Raw genomic sequence first — 17,848 nt, 5'->3', positions numbered from 1 at the left:
CGGCCAGACCAACTCGATTCACACTCATCTTGCTTGAGCCGAACGTCCTAACGACAAACGGATCGCTGCTGCGTTGGCAATAGCAGCTCGCGTTCCTCGCCAGCGAGCGCCGGCGGTCGCCCGCCGTCAGAACCTCGATGCGGGTTAAACGGACGGCCGCACTGTTTCGGTCACGCCAATTTCCGCGGAGACCGATTTTGGAGCTCGCACTTGACACAGTCGCCATCATGTAACATGTAATGTTACATGATACGCGATAGCCGTTTATCGAGTGTGCTGCACGGGCTTCTCCACATGATCGGAGCGGCCGAGCCGGTAACATCGGACCAGCTTGCCCGGGCGATGGCGACCAACCCGGTCGTGGTCCGCCGCGTCATGGCCGGCCTGCGCGAGCAAGGCCTCGTCCACTCCGAGAAGGGGCATGGCGGCGGCTGGACGCTGGCGCGCGAACCATCCGACATCACGCTCGCGGACATCTATCGCGCGGTCGGCGCACCGACGATCATCGCCATGAGCCATCGCTCGGAAAACCCCGGCTGCCTGGTCGAGCAAGCCGTCAACGACGCGCTGGGAGATACGTTTCGTGAGGTCGAAGCGATCTTCCTGACACGGCTCGGTGCCGTCACGCTCGACGCGCTGGCCAAGGATTTCAAGCGCCGACTGGCCAAACACAAGCAGTCACTCGAGGAGCAGGTTCATGCAGCACGGTGAGCAGACCGGCCATCTGCCGTTCAGCGACCCCAGACGTTGGGACAAGATGGCCGCGACCTACGACGCGCAGTCGCAGCCGTTTACCGCGCATTTCGCCGAAGCCGCGGTAGCGACGCTCGCGATCGGCCCGTCATCGAAGGTGCTCGACGTCGCGACCGGCACCGGCGTCGCCGCGCTGGCCGCCGCCCGCACCGGGGCGCAGGTCACCGCGATCGACTTCTCCGCCGGGATGGTGCAGCGGGTCCGCGCGCACGGTGTCGCAAATATCGAGGCACGGCAGATGGACGGTCAAGCGCTCGATCTGCCGGACGCCGCGTTCGATGCCGTGACGTCGGTGTTCGGCGTGATGTTGTTTGTGGACTGGCGCGCCGGACTGCGCGAGATGGCGCGGGTGACGCGGCCGGGTGGATCGGCAGCCATCGCGGTCTGGAAGAGCCCGGACGGCGCAGCGGTGCATCTCATGGTGTCGCGGATCATCCGGACGCTCTATCCGGACCTAGCCGGCCAATCGCCAGCGACGGGCCTGACCGCGCTGGCCGATCCCCGCCGCTTTGCCGCCGCCGTCATTGCCGCTGGCTTCGTCGATCCCAAGATCACAGAAGTCACCCACGACTTCGTTCTTGATGTCGCAGATGACCATGGGGCCGATCGTCTGTTCGAATTCGGCCCGCAATGGCAAACGCTGAACGAGGCGCAGCGCGCGGCTGTCGCGCGCGAATTCGCAATGGAGGTCGAGCGCGGACGCAGCGGCAATGTCTTCCTGATTCCGTCAACGGCGCTGATCACAACAGCGCGGCGACCATCGTGAGAGCGCAAGATCACGCCTCGCCCCAATCGCGCTGCGACAGAATCCCTTGCCGCAACGCGAGCCGCACCAGCTCGATATCGGAGCCGACGCCGAGCTTGGTTTTGATTAGATAGTGGAGATTGGCGACAGTCTTGGGACTGATGTGGAGCGTGTCGGCGATCTCGTCGCTGGTCCGTTCGGCGAGCAGCATGCGCAGCACCTCGAACTCCCTCGGCGACAACACGTCGGCGGCGACGACCTCACCGGCCAGCTTGCTCAGCGCCAGCTCATGCTCGATATCCGGGCTGATTGCGATCCGGCCGGACAGGACATCCATCGCGGCCTGCACCAGCGTCTCGGGTGGACTGGTCTTGGTGACGTAGCCGCGCGCACCGGCGCGGATCGCCTGCACGGCGAAGGCCGCATTCTGGTGCATGGTGAAGACCAGCACCTGCGCATTGCGATCCCATTGCCGGATGCGCCTGATCGCTTCGATGCCGCCGATGCCGGGCATCGCAAGGTCCATGATGACAAGGTCGGGATTGATCTCCTTGAACAACCGATACGCCTCGACGCCGTCGGCGGCCTCCGCGACGACCCGCAGTCCCGGTTGCTTCTGCAACACGGCGCGATAGCCCTCGCGGACGACGGCGTGGTCGTCGACCAGCATGACTGTCGCGACAGCGTCGTTCACGCCGCGTGCTCCGTCACCATGCTGCCAACATCAGGCCGATCCATCGTCCCCACGATCGGGATCACGGCGCGCAGACCGGAGCCGCCGCCCTGCCGCGTGGCGAAGCTGAACTTGCCGCCGAGTGCCGCCACGCGCTCGCGCATGCCGAGCAGGCCCATGCCGGATCCGGCCGGACGATCGCACGCTTGACCATCATCCTCCACGATAAGCTCGATGTCGCCACCGGAATCGCCCTGCGGATCGCGCACCGCGATCGCGAGGCTGATCCGGCTTGCGCCCGCGTGCTTGGCCGCGTTGGTGATCGCCTCCTGCGCGATGCGATAGAGATTGGCCGCCAACTCCGCCGGCAGGGTATCGCAGATCCCGGACAGGCTGATCTCGAACCGGGTCTGCCCGCGGCTGCGGCTGTTCCATCCGGCGATCAGGCCTTCCAGGCTTGCAGTGAGGCCGAGCTGCTCGACGTCGGGCGGCCGCAACCGGAACAACGCGCCGCGCAGCCGCTCCATCATCTCGGCCGCCGTCCGCGCGATGCCGTCGCATTCCGGCAGGATGGCGGGGCAGTTCTGCGCCGCGCCCTGCCGGGCCGATGCCGCCAGCGCCCGGATCGCCGCCAGCGACTGCCCGAATTCGTCGTGAAGCTCGCGCGCAAGGTGCATGCGCTCGTCATCCTGCAGCGCGATCAGGCGGCGGGTCAATTCGTTGCGTTCGGCAAGCGTGGTGCCGAGGCGCTCGGCGAGATGGTTGAAGACGTCGCGGATGGCGGAGAGCTCGGCGAGGTCGAACGGCGGCAGGCGAGCCGCAAGGTCACCTGTCGCGATCCGTTCCAGGCCGTTGCGGATCAAGCCCGTGGGACGAAGTGCGCGCGCCAGCGCCATATAGACGAGCGCGCCGAGCAGCGGCAGCGCCAGCGCCAGCGCGGCCATCACGCGGCCGGCGCCCTGCCAGGCCTCCGAGGCAAGCGTCGCCGGATCGACCGAGACGACGACGTCGCCGACCCTGCTGCCGCGCGAGAACACTGGCCGGACCGTTTCGCGCTCGGGATCGAACAGCTTGCGATGGAATATGGCGAACGCATATGGCGCGTCGGCCGCCTCGCCTCGCGGTCCGCCGCAGACGCGCTGCACCATCGCGCCGCTCTGATCGCGATAGGCGATGCACAGACCCGGCGTCATCACCGATCCGGCGATCTCCTGAAGATCGGGAAAGCTGGAGCGCGGCTGGTTGATCCATTGCATCTTGTTCTGCTGCAGCTCGAGGGTCCGCGCCGTGATCGAGGCGATCATGTCCAGCCTGGCATGCACCGATCGATCACCGTCGACCAGGAAGAAGGCCGATATGGCGGCGAAGCAAAACGCCGACGCGGCGATCACCCGCAACGTCAGGCGGAGTTTCAGATCGCTTCCGGGAAACATCTGCATCGGTGGCCGTCCTTGCTCGGCTGCCCCTGAGACATCGCCGCGCCAATCTAGCGGCCGAACCGCCCCGACGGGAAGCGCCGCGGCTCCGGCTTGGCGACGTCGTGAAAATTTCCCGGTCCCGCACGTGACGGGATCGGCTTCGATCAGCCGTCGGTTCTGGCTAGGCTCGCCCGATCGTGCGCCCCCACCACGACAGGTCCGTTGCCATGCTCCGCTCCCGCTCCAGGTTGCAAACATCAGTTCTCGCCGGATTTCTCCTTGGCGTCGGCCACGTCTGCTCCGGCGCGCACGCGGCGCAGCCGGTGGGCGTGGAAATTCGGGACTTCGGCTATCTCGATACTTCGGGCGAGCCCACCGACCAGAGCGTCTCCCACCAGCAGCGCCTGCAGGCCTTCATGGCGGCGCTCAGGCGCGACGTGGCGGCCGGCGCGCTCTATCGCGTCGTCCTCTCCTCCTGCGATTCGAGCTGCGATGCCAATACGCCCCTGATGGAAGAACGGCTGCGCGCCGCCGCGCAAGCTGGCGCCAACGTTCTGATCGTCGGCCTGGTTCAGAAGATGAGCACGCTGGTGCAATGGGCGCGCGTTCGCGCCGTCGATCTCGACCGAAATCAGGTTCTTTTCGAGAAACTGTATACGTTCCGCGGTGACAATGACGAGGCGTGGCAACGGGCCGAGACATTCGTGGCCCGCGAGATTCGCGAGGCGCTGGCACCGCCACAGCCGGTTGCGGCAAGCGCACCAATCAAGCTCGCATTGTTCAATTTCGAGCTCGAGGATGCCAGCGCCGCCGGCTCGGAGACCGCGAGCGATGGCGCCGAGCTTGCCAATACGACCGACGCCGTCAGGCACATGCTGGAGCAGTCCGGGCGTTATGCGCTGGTATCTGTCAGCGGCACCGAGACGGATGCCGCGAAGCCGCGCGCCGTCCACGACTGCGGCGGATGCGACGTGGAGATCGCCCGGAACTTCGGCGCGGACCAGTCGCTGATCGGCGTGATCAGGCGGATCAGCCGCACCGAATATCTGGTGCGATTTCAACTGCACGACACCGGCACCGGCAACGTCATCGCTGCGGGCGACAGCGGGCTGCGAATGGGTGCCAATTATTCATGGAGCCGCGGCGCGACGCGACTGATCCGTGACAAGCTGCTGGAGCCTGCACCTCAGCTCACGCCGGCCTCGCGCTGAGCACAGGGGACGTCGGGTGCAGCGCCGACGTTCTCAACACCGGGCTGCGTCCGGGCCCGCCATCACCGCTTTCCGTCCCGCTCGCGAGCGCGCCTTCCTGTCGTCGGGCTTCTTATCTTCACCGTCCGTGGGCGGCTGCAGGCCGGGGCTGTTGGCCCAGTCGTCGAGCTCCTCGATGATCCGCTGATGGCTCGGCCGTTGCGGCGGCGGCGCGCCTGGTTCCTGAGAGAGCTTGCGGGGCAACTTGACCCGTTCTGGCATGATAAGCCTCCAGAGCTGGTGACGCAGATTGCCCCCGTCGATCGTGCCGGTTAGGCGCGCGCCTTCAGGAGGTCGCGGATCTCGGTGAGCAGCTCTTGATCCCGGGTCGGCTTCGGCGGCTCGGCCGGCGCGGCGGGCGCCTCGCGCTTGAGCTGGTTCATCAGCCGCACCACGATGAAGAGCACGAGCGCGACGATGAGGAAGTTCAACGTCAACGTCAGGAAGTTGCCCCAGGCGAGCACCGCGCCCTGTTTCTTGGCATCCGCCAGATTGGTCGCCGTCACCGACTTCGACAGCGCGGTGAAATGGTTCGAGAAATCGAGACCGCCGGTGATCGCGCCGATGATCGGCATGATGATGTCGACAACCATCGAGCTGACGATGGCACCAAAGGCCGCGCCGATGATCACGCCGACGGCGAGATCGACGACGTTGCCCTTCATGGCGAATTCCCTGAATTCCTTCAGCATGTGATCTCCTCCGAAGGTGGACGCTGATGGTGTCGTGACGGGATGGCTAGGCTATTTGTGATCCGTCGGCCCGGCCGGCGCGGCGGCCGACCTTTCGGGCGCTGCGGGCTCCCATGGTGCAGGCAGGATGACACGGGCCGGCGGCGGATTCTGCGCGGTGCGCTGGACATGCGGATCCGATGGCCGCGCCCTGCTATCCATCTCATCCGCATGCGCGATCGGCGCACGGGCGGCGAGCGCCACGGCGGCCACGGCGAGCCTGAGTGAGACGGCCGACAACAGCCTGCTTGTCGCGACGACGTGACGTGGCGCCATGGCAACTGTTCCTCACGCAATCAATACAAGACTCCCGCGACACGCGCATGCGTGCGCGACGGTTCACAGCAAAGCCCGCTTTCGCTTCAAGGCTTCCGGCAGCGCTATCGGTGGTGATGCCGCAGGTATTCGTGCAGTGAGCCCGAATCCGTCTCCTTGAGAAGGGTCTTGAGCATCATGTCCTTCCGGCGCCCTTCGGCAAAGCTCTCGCCGTATTTCTTGCGCAGCGCGGCGACTGTGGTGTTGCCGTGCTTCTTTTCGATCCTGCCGTTCTTGTCGCGATGACGGCCATCGAGACTCTTGCGTGTCTTCGTGCGTGCCTTTGCCATTTCCCGCTCTCCCGTGTGTCATTGCAGCGCGTGAACGTTCCGAAAACCGCTATGTGCTGGTCCGGAACGGCGTCAGACCTTCATGTCACTTGGAAGCTTGCCGCCGTTGGCGGCGAGCTTGGCCATCACCTGCTGGTGCAGCCAGATGTTCATGGCGGCGGAGTTGTTGGTGTCGCCGGTGTAATTCAATTCCTTCGCCAGCTCCTTGCGCGCGGCCAGGCTGCTATCGAGGCCGAGCGCCTTCATCAGGTCGACGATCGAGGTCCGCCAATCGAGCCGCTCGCCCTTGGCGGCCGCGGCCTTGTCGACAATCGCAGCGACGTCGACCGTCGGCGGCGTCGACGCGCCGCCGGTTACGGGCGCAGCCGAAGCCGGCGGCGCCGCCGCGGGCGTCCCAGCCGTTGCGGTCGGCGGGGCCTGGGCCGAACCGTGGCCGAAGATTGCACCCATGATGCTTCCAAAAATGCTCATGATCTTTCACTCCGCTCGCCTGAGACAGCTTTGTCTCGTTCCTGGATCGCATGACGGGGCGAACGATAGGGAGCCCGCCGGGGCGGCGGAAGATGACCTTCGTCACTTTCAGAAGGACGGGCCCCGTGCTGCAAGTCGGCGGTCAAGCGTGCGGCGACCAAGCAAGCCGCATGTCGCGACGCCTTTCATCGCACGCCCCACGTGCGATGAAGTCAGCCGTCCCGGCCCGATTCGCCAGCCCCGAGAAGTCGGGACGGCTGACACGGTCGCGCGCTTCGCGTGAAGCCGGTTGTGACTGCCAAATGACTTGATGCAGAGACTAAAGCTGGCGGCGGCGAATGGTCTGGGCGAGCTCGGCAAAGCTTTCCGCGATGCCCGCGCCGGTCTTTGCGCTCACCGACTTGACGCTCGATCTTGCGAGCTCGGCGATCGCGCTTGCGCTGCCTGCGGCTTCCGGAAGGTCGATCTTGTTCAACAGCGCGCGATAGGGCCGGCCCGGAAACCTGGTCTCGAAACCACGGACCAGTTCGACCATGCGGGTCACCGTCTGCGGTCGCGTGACATCGGACACGATGATCGCGGCGGACGCGCCGGTGACGTAGACGGTGTCGAATATCTGCGTGCCGAAATCGCCGTCGGTGTCCCACAACACCAGACGCATCGGCTCGCCGCCGTCGGCGGGCGCGACGTCATGGCTCAGAATCTCGACGCCGAGCGTCGACTTGTACTGCCCCTCGAACCGGTCGTAGACCAGCCGGTACAGGATCGACGTCTTGCCGACACCCATATCGCCGAGCAGCATGACCTTTGCGGTAAGCATCAGCGCGCCAGTTCGGCTCGATAGACGTTTTCGAATGACACCCGGCGGTTGCCGCCGATCGTCGTGTCGATCCGGTCGGTGATCGGCATGGTCGCGGCGCGCGACACCAGGATCAGCCGTGACGGATCGATCCCGAGCGCGGTCAGTCTCCGCGTCACCTGCTCGGCGCGCTTGCGCGCTAGCGTCCTGTTGGTGCCTTCGGTGCCACTCTGGTCAGCATATCCGACGACGCGAACCCTGAAATCGTTGTCCGCCAGCAATCCGGCGAGCTGATGGATCTGCTGCTCGGCCTGATCGCTATCGAGGAATTCGTCGGAATTGTTGGCGAAGAACACCGCCGTTGAGGCGATGAAGCGGTCGAGCCGCGCGGCCGGACCGTCGACGACCGACTGCAGCCCGGCATATTGCTCGCCCAATTTCGCGGACTGCTCGGCGAGCTTGTCATATTGCGCGCTCAGCGCGGCGGATTTCCGCTCGCTTGCCTTCGACTGCTCGGCGATCGCCTCGCGCATCTGGTCGACACTCGCCTGCAGGCGCGTCAGGCTCTGCTGCAGGCTGCTGATCCCGGCCTGCGATGCCGCGAGTTGCTCGGGTGCGGACACGAGGCCGATCCGATCGACGATCCGGTACGGTGATGCGGCCGCGGCGAGCGCATCGATCAAGGGCGCGGTCGCCACCTGGCTCGGCTCGATGCCCGACACCGCGACGGTTCGGCTCTGATGATCAAAGTCGAGCCGAAGCGGAAACGTGGCAAGCGACGGCTGCTTCGCGGCGAGCTGCTCCAGCGCCGCATGGGTGCGCCGCTCCACGAGGCTCCGGCTCACCGATACCGCCGCAAACCAGACCAGCACGGCGGCCGCGGCCGCGAGCAGGCCGAACAGAATGACCTTGCCGCGCCGGCCCGTGGCCTTGCGCGGCATGTCGTCGGTTTCGATTGATGCCGCCAGCGAGGCAAGCATCGCGGCATCGCATTTCGCTCCGCGGTCGATGCGTTCGATCGAATCGAAGAACAGCGAATTGATCCGGGCATTGTCGGCAGGGCGCAGCGGACCGAGACACTCCGCCGCGAGGATGAAGCGCGGCGAAGCGCGCAGCGCGAGCTGCCGTCCGCCGAAATCGAGCGTCTGCAGATTGCCTTCGCCGGCGAGCGCCTGAACCGAAAACTCCAGGATCGCCGCGACCATCGCGCTGAGCAGGTCGGCGCGCTCGTCGGGCGTTTCGTCGCGCTTCCAGTCCGCGACCAGACGCCCATTGCCGCGTTCGATGATCAGCAGGCGGTTCACCCGCGGCGGATTGTCGGCCAGCACGAACTCGCTGATCGGACGCCCCGTCACCAGCGACTTGATACGCCCCATCCAAAGCTCGGTGGAGGTCAGCGCATTGATGCGGTGCTCGAGCGAGGCGACCAATTCCCGGAACGAGTTTGCCACCGCGGCGCTGACCAGCCGACCGACGATCGGATAGAGCGCCTCGACCATCAGCTCGCGCGAATTCCTGATCTCGCTCCGGATCGCGGAGACCACGGTGGGCGCAATCGCGTTGGCGAGCTCGCGCGGCCGATTGACCTCGGCACGCTCGAGGGCCGCGACCAGGATGTCGGCGGTTGCGGCCTCGAGACGATCGGCGGAGCCGACATATTGCTGCAGCGAGGTGAGGTCGGCTTCCAGCGACTGCAGGCGCGTCGCCTCGGGCTGAAACAGCAATGTCTTGAGCTGCTCGATCTCGCGGTTCTGGCCGGCAGCGGCTGCCATGCTATTTTCCCGTGCGGCCGGATCCCAATCCGCTGATCGCCGCGCCGAGCTGCGAGATGGCGGCGCCGATATCCTTCAGCGAGTCGAGCCGCTTCTGCTCGGTGTCGCGCTCGAGGTCGGAGACGCGGGCCTGGACGGCGGCAATCTCGTTGGCGAAGTCCGCCTGCATCTGCTTCAGCGACGCCTGCATCTCCTCGCGCAGGCCGGCCAGATTGCTTTCGATCGAGCGCTGTGCGCCGCCAAACAGGAGGTCACGGACCTGATCGATCGTCGCCGCGGCATGCGCCGCCGCATCCGCGCCGTTTCCCGCGGCCGCGGCATTGGCGGCTCCATCCGTGTCCTTAATCTGGCGCTCGCTGCCCTTCATCGTCGTAATCCCGCTCGTCCGAAGCTACGCAAAATCCGGCTTTGCTGTAAAAAGCAAATCCAGAACAATCCTATAGCCAATTTCGTTGGCTCGGCACAGAGCAAGGCGAGCAATCAGAAGGGGATGAAGCCGCACAGCGTGCGCTCACGCGCAATTATTTCTAATAAGTTATTGCCTTTATTGCGAGTTCTGTACGGTTCTTGACCTGGCATTTTTCCAGGATGGTGCTGACGTAGTTTTTCACGGTTCCCTCGGCCAGATGCAGCCGCTCGCCGATCTCGGTGTTGCTCTTGCCCTCGACGATCAGCGTGAGAATTTCATTCTCTCGCGCCGTCAACCCGTCGCGAACCGGCAGCTTCGCCGAAACGCGCGGGCCGCGCAGGCGCTTGAACTCGTCGAGGATGCGCGCGGCCACGCCCGGTGACAGCCCGGACTGGCCGTTCATCACCGCGCGGATCGTGTCTGCGATCTCCTCCATCCTGGCGTCCTTCAGCAGATAGGCCTTCGCGCCCGCGCTCACCGCCTCGAAGATCAGATCGTTGGTCTCGAATGTCGTCAGGACGACGATGTGAGTATTCGGAAGCTCGCGCAGGATTCGCTGGGTCGCCGCAATGCCGCCGACGCGCGGCATCTGCAAATCCATCAGGATGACGTCGGGCCGGTATCGCCGTGCGAACTCGATGGCCTGCTCGCCGTCGGCCGCGCCAGGAAGCAAATCGAAATCATCGTTCTGCTGCGCAAGAAGCGTGGCGATGCCTTCGCGGATCAGCGCCTGGTCCTCGGCGATCAGCACCCGCACTTTCTCGACCTTACTCACGGGCGATTCCATCGTTCTCTCGAAAGCCTCACGATCATCAATGCCGCGACCGGCTGCTCACTCGGCCAGCACGCCCGCCGATGCCGCCGGCGGCACCCCCACGGGCAGCGATATCCGGACCAGTGTACCCTGCCCCGGCGCGCTTTCCACCGCGCAATCTCCGCCGACAAGTTCAGCAAATTCGGCCATTCCGATCAATCCGAAATGTCCGGGCTTCGGCACCGCCGGATCAAAGCCACGGCCGTCGTCGCGGATCTCCACGATCAGCTTGCGGCCGACCGCGGCGGGCTCCTCGAACGCACGAAACCGGACATTGCGCGCCTTGGCATGCGCCTGGATGTTGCGCAGCGCCTCGCTGAGGATGCGTTGCACGGTCAAGGCGCAATCGCGCAATCCGCCGCGCGCGCGGTCATCGATGTCGGTCGAGACCGCGATCCCGCTGCGGTCCGCGAAGTCGGCGAGCAATCCTTCAACGTCGAGATCGAGCTCGAGATCGTCGGGCATGCGCAGGCGCGCGATCGCCTCGCGGGCGCGCGAAAGTCCGCTCGCCGCCGCGTCTTCCGCGGTCGCAAGTCCGTCCGCCACGCGCGCCGGATCGGTCGACAGGTAGTGCCGGATCAACCTGATCTGGGTCAGCAGCGCCACGATCGAGTGCACCAGCGTATCGTGCAGGTCGCGCGCCAGGCGAAGGCGGGTGCGCGCCAGCGAGGCGAAGCGCACTTCGGCGCTCGCCGCCTCGAGTTGCTGCTCCATCAGCCGGCGCGCCCGACGCTCGCTGCCGAGCAGCGTTTCGACCTGGCGCGCCGCGAAGTCGGGCATCGCGATGACGAAGTAGTGCGACTGCTCGCCATTCCACAGCACCACGGCGGTGACCGGCTGCGCCATCCCCGGCGACGCGCCGCGAACGCCGGCAAGCGCGATCGTGTCGCGCTCTCCCGCCGCGAGCGCCGCCAATTCGGATTCCATCCCGACCAGCAACATGCATTCGCAGCAATCAACGCCTACCGCGGGAAGCCATTCGACGAGGCGTCCGATCTTCCGCACCATTTTTCTGTCGGCGCCGATGACGGCGAGGCCGATGACGTCGGCTTTTGCGGCTGGAAGCAGGTCCGCGCTCAGGTCGATCATTCGTTGCCCAAATCAGCTCAGCGAGCCGCCCACTTTGGCGTAAGCCCGCGGCGGCCGCAAACGAATATGACTTTCGTCACGATCGATCCTGACTTTCGTCAGATGCCGCCGCCTCCCGAAATACGGTTTCTGGTTGGTGAAATCGTGCAAGCCGCGGTGTGCCACATGCGGGTGCACGTGGCGATGCCAGAAAGGCCGCGCCTCAGGCAGGCCGCGCCATTCGACCGGAGTGAGCTGACGGATGAGGGTCGCGCCACGAAAATCGTCGCGCACGGAGCCGCGCAGTTTGGGCGACACAGCCAAGCCCGCCAAACGCCGCCGCCTCAGCGCGACACAGAAGGCAGCGCTGCACGCGGCGCTCGCCGGTCGTTTGCAGCTCTTCCCGCGCGGATATGCCACAAGCAAGACGGGCCCATTCCACTCGCGCCGCGCCGTCCTCGGGCTTGCGCGCGCCGGCCTGATCAACATCAGCGCCACCATGCGTTATGCCTCGGCAACCAGGCGTGCGCGCGAGATGTTGTCGGGCACGATGGCCGGCGGAGCCGGTGAGCAGGCCGGCCCGCAGGTTGCGAGACACCCTGCCGGCGATCATTTTTGAGGCGGATACCACGTCCGGCAGCGGAGCCACCGGCGAATAAAGCGCGGGTAAAGGCACCGTATGTCCCTCGCGGGCGACGAGTGGTAGAATGACCCGGAACGCGATGGCGGCCATCGCCGTTAAGTTGCGCGACAAATGGCTGCAACAGAAACGAGGATGCATGCTCGCGCTCTGGATCATTGGGTTGGCGTTCGTCGGCAGCGGCCTCGCCGCGCTCCTGTTCGGTGTCAGCTCGCTCGAAACGCCGTTCGGCAGCGCGCTGTTCGGCAGCGGACTGATCCTCATCGCCTCCGGGGTCATGATCGCAGCTCTCGGCTTCGTGGTCCGCCACCTCGACGGGCTGCGGATGGCGATCGAGACCGGTGCAGAGCTGGCGCTTGCCGAACCGGCTGAACCCGTTCCAGCCATTGCGACCGCGACGATGGAACGTCCTTCTCCGCTTCGGCCGAAGGACGCGAAACGACCGGCGGAGCAGGACGTCGCCGCGCCGGACGGCGCCGCGGCCGCATCACAGGAGACCACGCCTCGCCGCATGGGCCGCTCGTCGCGGCCCGACCGGCCCGCTTCGCCCGTGCGCAGGACGCCCGCAAGGGAAGCCCGGCAGGCATCCACCGTCGTTCACTCCGGCACCGTCAACAACATGGACTACCAATTGCGCGCCGACGGGACCATCGTTGCGATGCTCCCGGGGCGAACGCTGGAGTTCGCATCGATCGACGAGCTGCGGGCCCGTCTCGCCGCCCTTCCCGAAGACGACGAGGACGCATCGGCCGGCCAACGTTCGGCCTGACCGCCGGCACGCCGTCGAACCGGCGCGCGGCTCGGGGCCGGCGCACTGCTCTTTTGTCGTTCTTCAGAGTTCACGCGATCGCGCCGGGCTGCCGAACCTTGCGCGTTTGCCGTCGTCGCATACGCCCGCAACTTGATCGCAGTCCAACGCCGGCCGTGCGTTCGCTCATCGCCGCAAGCAGACCAGCTCTGCAGATAAACTGCGCAGTCTATCTTTACAGCTTACCTGTATATATCTACTAAATCCGCATGAGCAATTCATCGGAATCCCACCCGCAAGCGCGGGTCCCGGCGCTGGCCGAGGACCTGCGCCTGCTAATCGGAAGACTGAAGCGCAGGCTGCGCGAGCAGAGCGACCGCGGAGACCTGCCGCCGTCCCAGGTCGCGGTGCTGCTTCGGCTCGAGAAGGACGGACCCGCGACGGTTTCGAGCCTGGCGCGAGCCGAAGGGATGCGTCCGCAATCGATGAGCTCGGCGGTCGCCGCACTCGAGGCGGCCGGCCTCGTCACGGGCCGGCCTGATCCGGGCGATGGCCGGCAAACCCTCATGTCTCTCACGGACGCCTGCCGCGAGTGGATCCAGGCCGGGCGTGCCGCGCGCCAGGACTGGCTGTCGCGCACCATCACCGCACGACTGTCGCCACAAGAGCAGGACGAGCTCGCCGCCGCCGTCAGGCTCCTGAAGCGGCTCATCGACGATTGACGCGGGCTTCGCCACATCAACCTCCGGCTGGAAGGAAATGATCATGGCCCTCACGACGCTTGATCCGATCACGGCCCTCATCGTAGTCGATCTGCAAAACGGCCTGCTCGGCTCATCCTTCATCCATCCGATCGCAGAAGTCGTGGCGCGCGCGAGCGCCCTCGCAGCCGCATTTCGCCGGCGCGGCCTGCCGGTCGCGCTGGTTAATGTCGACGGCAGCGCGCCGGGGCGAACCGAGCGGGCGCCGCGCCATAGCGGTCCGCTTCCGGATGGATGGACCGACCTTCTCCCTGAGCTTGACCGGCAGGCAAGCGACATCGTGGTGACCAAGCGAACCTGGGGCGCCTTCGCGAGCACCGATCTCGAGCGCCGGCTCAAGGAGCGCGGCGTCACGCAAGTCGTGATCACGGGCGTCGCCACGGGCACCGGCGTCGAAGCGACAGCGCGGCAGGCCTATGAGGCGGGGTTCAACGTCACGCTCGCCGCCGATGCGATGACCGACATCCGGCCGGAAGCGCATGATTACAGCCTCGCCAACGTCTTCCCTCGACTGGGAGAGACCGGGTCAACGCAATCGATCATCGACCTCCTTGACAGGACGCACGCGCATGAACTGGCTTGAGCTCATCGCCTACTTCTTCGGCGGCGCCTTCCTCACCAACGCAATTCCCCATGTCGTGGCCGGCGCGATGGGAGAACCGTTCCAGAGCCCGTTCGCGAAGCCACCGGGCGAGGGATTGTCGACATCGACGGTCAACATCCTGTGGGGCTTCTTCAACCTGCTCGTCGGATATCTGCTGATCTGCCGGGTCGGTGAATTCGGCCTGCGGACCACGAGCCACGTCGCCGCGCTCGGCCTTGGCGGACTTCTGCTCGGCCTTTTCCTGGCGCGGCGGTTCGGACGGTTTCACGGCGGCAATGCAGAAGAGCAATCATGAGGCGTGTGTTTCGATCACTACGGAGCTTCAACTACCGGGTCTGGGCCGCGGGCGCGCTGGTATCCAATGTCGGCACCTGGATGCAGCGCGCCGCGCAGGATTGGCTGGTTCTCACCCAACTCACGAACCACAGCGCATCCGCCGTCGGCATCGTCATGGCGCTGCAGTTCGGGCCGCAGCTTCTGCTGATGCCATGGTCGGGGTTTGCCGCCGACCACTTCAACCAGCGCCGGCTGTTGATGGCCACGCAGGCGGCAATGGGCGTGCTCGCACTCGTGCTTGGGGTTCTCACCGTCACCGGACTGGTGCAGCTCTGGCATGTCTACATGTTTGCGTTCCTGTTCGGCTGCAGCGCGGCGCTGGATGCCCCGGTGCGCCAGACATTCGTCGCCGAGCTGGTCGGTGACCGGGATCTGTCGAATGCGATTGCACTGAATTCGACCTCGTTCAACGCCGCGCGGATGATCGGGCCCGCGGTCGCCGGCCTCATCATCGCCTCCGTCGGCACCGGCTGGGCCTTCCTGTTCAATGGCGCGTCCTTCCTGGCGGTGCTGGCGTCGCTGTCGCTGCTCCGCAAGTCCGAGCTTCGCCCGAATGCGCGCGCCCATCGCACCAAGGGCAGCGTCATGCAGGGATTTCATTATGTCTGGTCGCGCCCCGACCTCAGGACGACCCTGGTGATGCTGTTCCTGATCGGCACCTTCGGACTGAACTTCCCGATCTTCATCTCGACCATGGCGGTCGGCGTCTTTCACACCGATGCGCGCGGCTTTGGCCTGTTGTCGTCGATGATGGCCGTCGGCACGATGTCCGGCGCGCTGCTCGCCGCGGGCCGCGACCGGCCACGTTTCGGCGCGCTGTTGCTCGGGGCGGCCATCTTCGGGCTGGGCTGCACGCTGGCGGCGCTGGCGCCGAACTACTGGCTGTTCGCCGCCGCGCTGGTCGTAATCGGCGTCGCCGCACTCACTGTCACCAACACCTCGAACGCGCTGATGCAGCTCTCGACCGAACCCGCGATGCGCGGACGGGTGATGGCGCTCCGACTCGGCGTCGCACTGGGCGGCACCCCGATCGGCGCGCCGATCGTCGGATGGGTCGCCGATCATCTCGGTCCACGCTGGGCACTCGGCGTCGGCGCGGCTGCCGGCTTTGCCGCCGCGATCGTCGCCATCGCCGCACTGTCTCAAGGCAAGGTGAACGCCACGCGAGACGGCGTGCCTCACGCGGCGGAGTGATCCGTCACCGCGGCTCGCCGAACCGTGGCCTTGTCCTCGCCGGAAGATGCCGGGCTCGTCGTCGAGGCCACACCGCGGCGATCCTGTGCCGGCGCGACGCCCTCACGGAGACGCATTCGTCAACCCCGACCTTGGGCCCGGAAAAACGAGCGAGCGCTCTCTCAGAAAATTTGATCGCCCCCCTTTTCCGACGACCGGTCTCTGCGCTAGGAATTATGCAAGGGCCGAGAGCCCGCCCCTGACCGACAACGACACAAGAGGGTCGGGGTTACATTGGGAGGAGGCAACGTTGCGTCTCGCGCGCCAGCGGCCGGGGACGAATGCGTTCTCGATGGACGTGCTGTGCGCACGCATCCTCGAGCGCCACCGCGATTCCATCAAGGTCCAGAAGCCGCATCTCGCCGTTCCGAACCTCACACGCATCATCGGCGCTACGCTGACGCTGTCGAACAAGCACGGCTTTCATGCCACCACGCTGCGCCAGCTCGCGGAAGCCTCCGGCCTCAGCATGGGCGGGCTCTATACCTACTTCGACAGCAAGCCGACGCTGCTCTCGATGATCCTCGGCGAGGTCGCCGAGACCGTCTCCGAGGTTCTCACCGCGCCCCCCGACGACGTGAAGGAGGATGCGCGCAAGCATCTGCACTGGATCATCGCGACCCATGTCCGGATGAGCGAGACGATGCAGCCCTGGTTCGTGTTCGCTTTCATGGAGGCGAAATCGTTTCCCCCGGCGGAGCGTCAACGCGCCAAAGACATGGAGGTCATGACCGAGAAGATCATCGCCAACGTGCTGAGGCAGGGCGTCGCCAGCGGAGTCTTCGCGATCGACCAGGTCACGCTCTCGGCGTCGCTGATCAAGCCGCTGCTGCAGGACTGGTACGTCAAACGCGCCAAGTACCGCACCCGCGGCACCTCGATCGAGGCCTACATCAACGGCGTCACGACCTTCATCGATGCTGCCTTGTCGGCACGAAGCCGACCCGGCCGCATGGCGGCCAGTTCCCGCTCCAAACCGAAACAGATGGCGCACTCATAGCCCGAGGAAGGATCCGGCAATGAAGCGATTCCGATTCAATCAGCAGGAGATCGTCTTCGTCGTCTTCGCCGTGCTCTTCCTCGCGTTCTCGATCTTCCTGCGCGGCTTTCTCACGCCGGAGAACATGCTGACGCTGCTGCAGAACGTCGCCGTGCTCGGCATCCTCGGGCTCGCCATGGCGATCGTCGTGATCGGGCGCGGCATCGACATCTCGCTGATCGCAGCGCTGGCGGTGCCGCCCGGCCTGGTGCTGCAGATGGTGCAGGACGGCCACTCGCTGACGGCGTCGCTGCTGACCGCCGTTCTGCTCACGGTCGTCTTCGGCCTGGTCAATGGCTGGCTGATCGCCTACGCCGAGGTGCCGTCGCTGTTTGCGACGCTGGCAACCGGCCTGCTGCTCGCCGGGCTCGGCCAGGCTGCGCTGTTTCAGCTCGACGTCGTGCAGTGGAGCGACGGCATGGCCGGGTTCGAGCGGCTCGGGCAAGGCAACATCCTCGGCATTCCGAGCTCGATCGTGATGTTCGCGATCGCCTGCATCGTGGTCGCGTTCCTGCTGCGCCGGACGCGCTGGGGCGCCTATATCTACGCGATCGGCGACAATCCCTACGCCGCACGCGTCACCGGCATCCCCTCGCGCCCGATCATCGTGCTGCAATATGTCGTCGCGGCGCTGATCGGCTGCTTTGCCGGTCTCGTGATGGCCGCCTCCGTCAATTCGATGCCGACCCGCATCTTCAACTCGACCCTGATCTACGACGTCATCCTGGTCGTGGTGCTCGGCGGCATCGGGCTCTCCGGCGGCCGCGGCGGCGTGATGAACGTGATCATCGGCACGCTGCTGATCGGCACGATGCTCAACGGCATGACCATCATGGATATTTCCTATGCCGGGCAGAACCTCATCAAGGGTGTGGTCCTGCTGCTCGCCGTCATCACGGACTCCTTCCTGAATCCGCGCAACGAAGAAACGGCGCAACAGGGCGACATATGAGTGAAACGACAACGACACCAACCAAGG

24 protein-coding genes are annotated in these 17,848 nt (G+C 65.8%); 11 read left to right on the top strand and 13 right to left on the bottom strand.

Going from position 1 to position 17,848, the window contains the following annotated elements; genetic code table 11:
* Window positions 1–246: 246 nt before the first annotated feature.
* Together P6U30_RS03645 and P6U30_RS03640 are read left to right on the top strand one after the other, a co-directional pair.
* A complete protein-coding gene (locus tag P6U30_RS03645) occupies window positions 247–711 on the top strand; it encodes an Rrf2 family transcriptional regulator (RefSeq protein WP_407168175.1) in 465 nt (154 codons plus the stop codon).
* Window positions 698–1,519 (top strand): class I SAM-dependent methyltransferase, encoded by an 822-nt coding sequence (locus P6U30_RS03640; RefSeq protein WP_407168174.1) that lies wholly within the window; start codon window positions 698–700, stop codon window positions 1,517–1,519. Before P6U30_RS03645 ends, P6U30_RS03640 begins: the two co-directional genes overlap by 14 nt.
* Window positions 1,520–1,529: 10 nt before the next feature.
* Here P6U30_RS03640 and P6U30_RS03635 read toward each other — a convergent pair whose 3' ends face one another.
* Both P6U30_RS03635 and P6U30_RS03630 read right to left on the bottom strand, forming a co-directional pair.
* A complete protein-coding gene (locus tag P6U30_RS03635; protein WP_407168173.1) occupies window positions 1,530–2,192 on the bottom strand; it encodes a response regulator in 663 nt (220 codons plus the stop codon).
* On the bottom strand, window positions 2,189–3,610 hold the full coding sequence (locus P6U30_RS03630) for a HAMP domain-containing sensor histidine kinase (RefSeq protein WP_407168172.1): 1,422 nt from the start codon (window positions 3,608–3,610) through the stop codon (window positions 2,189–2,191). Before P6U30_RS03630 ends, P6U30_RS03635 begins: the two co-directional genes overlap by 4 nt.
* A gap of 227 nt (window positions 3,611–3,837) precedes the next feature.
* Between P6U30_RS03630 and P6U30_RS03625 the strand changes: the two genes are divergently transcribed.
* On the top strand, window positions 3,838–4,800 hold the full coding sequence (locus P6U30_RS03625; protein WP_407168171.1) for a DUF2380 domain-containing protein: 963 nt from the start codon (window positions 3,838–3,840) through the stop codon (window positions 4,798–4,800).
* A gap of 33 nt (window positions 4,801–4,833) precedes the next feature.
* Here the strand turns inward: P6U30_RS03625 and P6U30_RS03620 are convergent, their stop codons facing one another.
* The 11 genes from P6U30_RS03620 to P6U30_RS03570 form a co-directional block, all read right to left on the bottom strand.
* A complete protein-coding gene (locus P6U30_RS03620) occupies window positions 4,834–5,061 on the bottom strand; it encodes a hypothetical protein (protein ID WP_407168170.1) in 228 nt (75 codons plus the stop codon).
* Window positions 5,062–5,111: 50 nt separating this feature from the next.
* Complete coding sequence (mscL, locus tag P6U30_RS03615; RefSeq protein ID WP_407168169.1) at window positions 5,112–5,531, bottom strand: large conductance mechanosensitive channel protein MscL; 420 nt, start codon at window positions 5,529–5,531, stop codon at window positions 5,112–5,114.
* A 51-nt stretch (window positions 5,532–5,582) separates the two neighbouring features.
* On the bottom strand, window positions 5,583–5,846 hold the full coding sequence (locus P6U30_RS03610) for a hypothetical protein (RefSeq protein WP_407168168.1): 264 nt from the start codon (window positions 5,844–5,846) through the stop codon (window positions 5,583–5,585).
* A gap of 104 nt (window positions 5,847–5,950) precedes the next feature.
* Window positions 5,951–6,175: a hypothetical protein gene (locus P6U30_RS03605; RefSeq protein WP_407168167.1), complete on the bottom strand. Its 225-nt coding sequence runs from the start codon at window positions 6,173–6,175 to the stop codon at window positions 5,951–5,953.
* Window positions 6,176–6,247: 72 nt separating this feature from the next.
* The gene (locus P6U30_RS03600) at window positions 6,248–6,646 is read right to left on the bottom strand and encodes a DUF3597 domain-containing protein (protein ID WP_407168166.1); all 399 of its coding nucleotides are present in this window, start codon (window positions 6,644–6,646) and stop codon (window positions 6,248–6,250) included.
* Between the two features lie 319 nt (window positions 6,647–6,965).
* Window positions 6,966–7,466 carry a Rab family GTPase gene (locus tag P6U30_RS03595; RefSeq protein ID WP_407168165.1) on the bottom strand — a complete coding sequence of 167 codons (501 nt, stop codon included), beginning with the start codon at window positions 7,464–7,466 and terminating at the stop codon, window positions 6,966–6,968.
* Window positions 7,466–9,217, bottom strand: coding sequence for an OmpA family protein (locus P6U30_RS03590; protein ID WP_407168164.1), 1,752 nt, complete (start codon window positions 9,215–9,217; stop codon window positions 7,466–7,468). The genes P6U30_RS03595 and P6U30_RS03590 overlap by 1 nt, the downstream gene beginning before the upstream one ends.
* Window position 9,218: 1 nt before the next feature.
* Window positions 9,219–9,584 carry a hypothetical protein gene (locus P6U30_RS03585; RefSeq protein WP_407168163.1) on the bottom strand — a complete coding sequence of 122 codons (366 nt, stop codon included), beginning with the start codon at window positions 9,582–9,584 and terminating at the stop codon, window positions 9,219–9,221.
* A gap of 160 nt (window positions 9,585–9,744) precedes the next feature.
* On the bottom strand, window positions 9,745–10,401 hold the full coding sequence (locus P6U30_RS03580; RefSeq protein ID WP_407168162.1) for a response regulator: 657 nt from the start codon (window positions 10,399–10,401) through the stop codon (window positions 9,745–9,747).
* A 57-nt stretch (window positions 10,402–10,458) separates the two neighbouring features.
* Window positions 10,459–11,529, bottom strand: coding sequence for a sensor histidine kinase (locus P6U30_RS03575; protein ID WP_407168161.1), 1,071 nt, complete (start codon window positions 11,527–11,529; stop codon window positions 10,459–10,461).
* A gap of 12 nt (window positions 11,530–11,541) precedes the next feature.
* Entirely contained in the window at window positions 11,542–11,826 is a 285-nt protein-coding gene (locus P6U30_RS03570) for a hypothetical protein (RefSeq protein WP_407168160.1), read from the bottom strand.
* Between P6U30_RS03570 and P6U30_RS03565 the strand changes: the two genes are divergently transcribed.
* The 8 genes from P6U30_RS03565 to P6U30_RS03530 all read left to right on the top strand — a co-directional run bounded on the left by P6U30_RS03565 (window position 11,816) and on the right by P6U30_RS03530 (window position 17,821).
* Window positions 11,816–12,127, top strand: a complete 312-nt coding sequence (locus P6U30_RS03565) for a hypothetical protein (RefSeq protein ID WP_407168159.1) — start codon at window positions 11,816–11,818, stop codon at window positions 12,125–12,127. The two genes, P6U30_RS03570 and P6U30_RS03565, sit on opposite strands and share 11 nt — an antisense overlap.
* A gap of 184 nt (window positions 12,128–12,311) precedes the next feature.
* Window positions 12,312–12,917 carry a hypothetical protein gene (locus P6U30_RS03560; RefSeq protein ID WP_407168158.1) on the top strand — a complete coding sequence of 202 codons (606 nt, stop codon included), beginning with the start codon at window positions 12,312–12,314 and terminating at the stop codon, window positions 12,915–12,917.
* A 248-nt stretch (window positions 12,918–13,165) separates the two neighbouring features.
* Window positions 13,166–13,618 carry a MarR family winged helix-turn-helix transcriptional regulator gene (locus P6U30_RS03555; protein WP_407168157.1) on the top strand — a complete coding sequence of 151 codons (453 nt, stop codon included), beginning with the start codon at window positions 13,166–13,168 and terminating at the stop codon, window positions 13,616–13,618.
* A 43-nt stretch (window positions 13,619–13,661) separates the two neighbouring features.
* Window positions 13,662–14,240: an isochorismatase family protein gene (locus tag P6U30_RS03550; protein WP_407168156.1), complete on the top strand. Its 579-nt coding sequence runs from the start codon at window positions 13,662–13,664 to the stop codon at window positions 14,238–14,240.
* Entirely contained in the window at window positions 14,227–14,556 is a 330-nt protein-coding gene (locus P6U30_RS03545; protein ID WP_407168155.1) for a hypothetical protein, read from the top strand. The genes P6U30_RS03550 and P6U30_RS03545 overlap by 14 nt, the downstream gene beginning before the upstream one ends.
* Window positions 14,553–15,791 (top strand): MFS transporter, encoded by a 1,239-nt coding sequence (locus P6U30_RS03540; RefSeq protein WP_407168154.1) that lies wholly within the window; start codon window positions 14,553–14,555, stop codon window positions 15,789–15,791. Before P6U30_RS03545 ends, P6U30_RS03540 begins: the two co-directional genes overlap by 4 nt.
* A 331-nt stretch (window positions 15,792–16,122) precedes the next feature.
* Window positions 16,123–16,830 (top strand): TetR/AcrR family transcriptional regulator, encoded by a 708-nt coding sequence (locus P6U30_RS03535; protein WP_407170344.1) that lies wholly within the window; start codon window positions 16,123–16,125, stop codon window positions 16,828–16,830.
* A 19-nt stretch (window positions 16,831–16,849) separates the two neighbouring features.
* Complete coding sequence (locus tag P6U30_RS03530; protein ID WP_407168153.1) at window positions 16,850–17,821, top strand: ABC transporter permease; 972 nt, start codon at window positions 16,850–16,852, stop codon at window positions 17,819–17,821.
* Window positions 17,822–17,848: the final 27 nt, after the last annotated feature.

This window comes from Bradyrhizobium sp. ORS 111 (assembly GCF_045571485.1).
Classification (GTDB): Bacteria; Pseudomonadota; Alphaproteobacteria; order Rhizobiales; family Xanthobacteraceae; genus Bradyrhizobium.
This window is presented reverse-complemented; position numbering and strand designations above follow the sequence as displayed.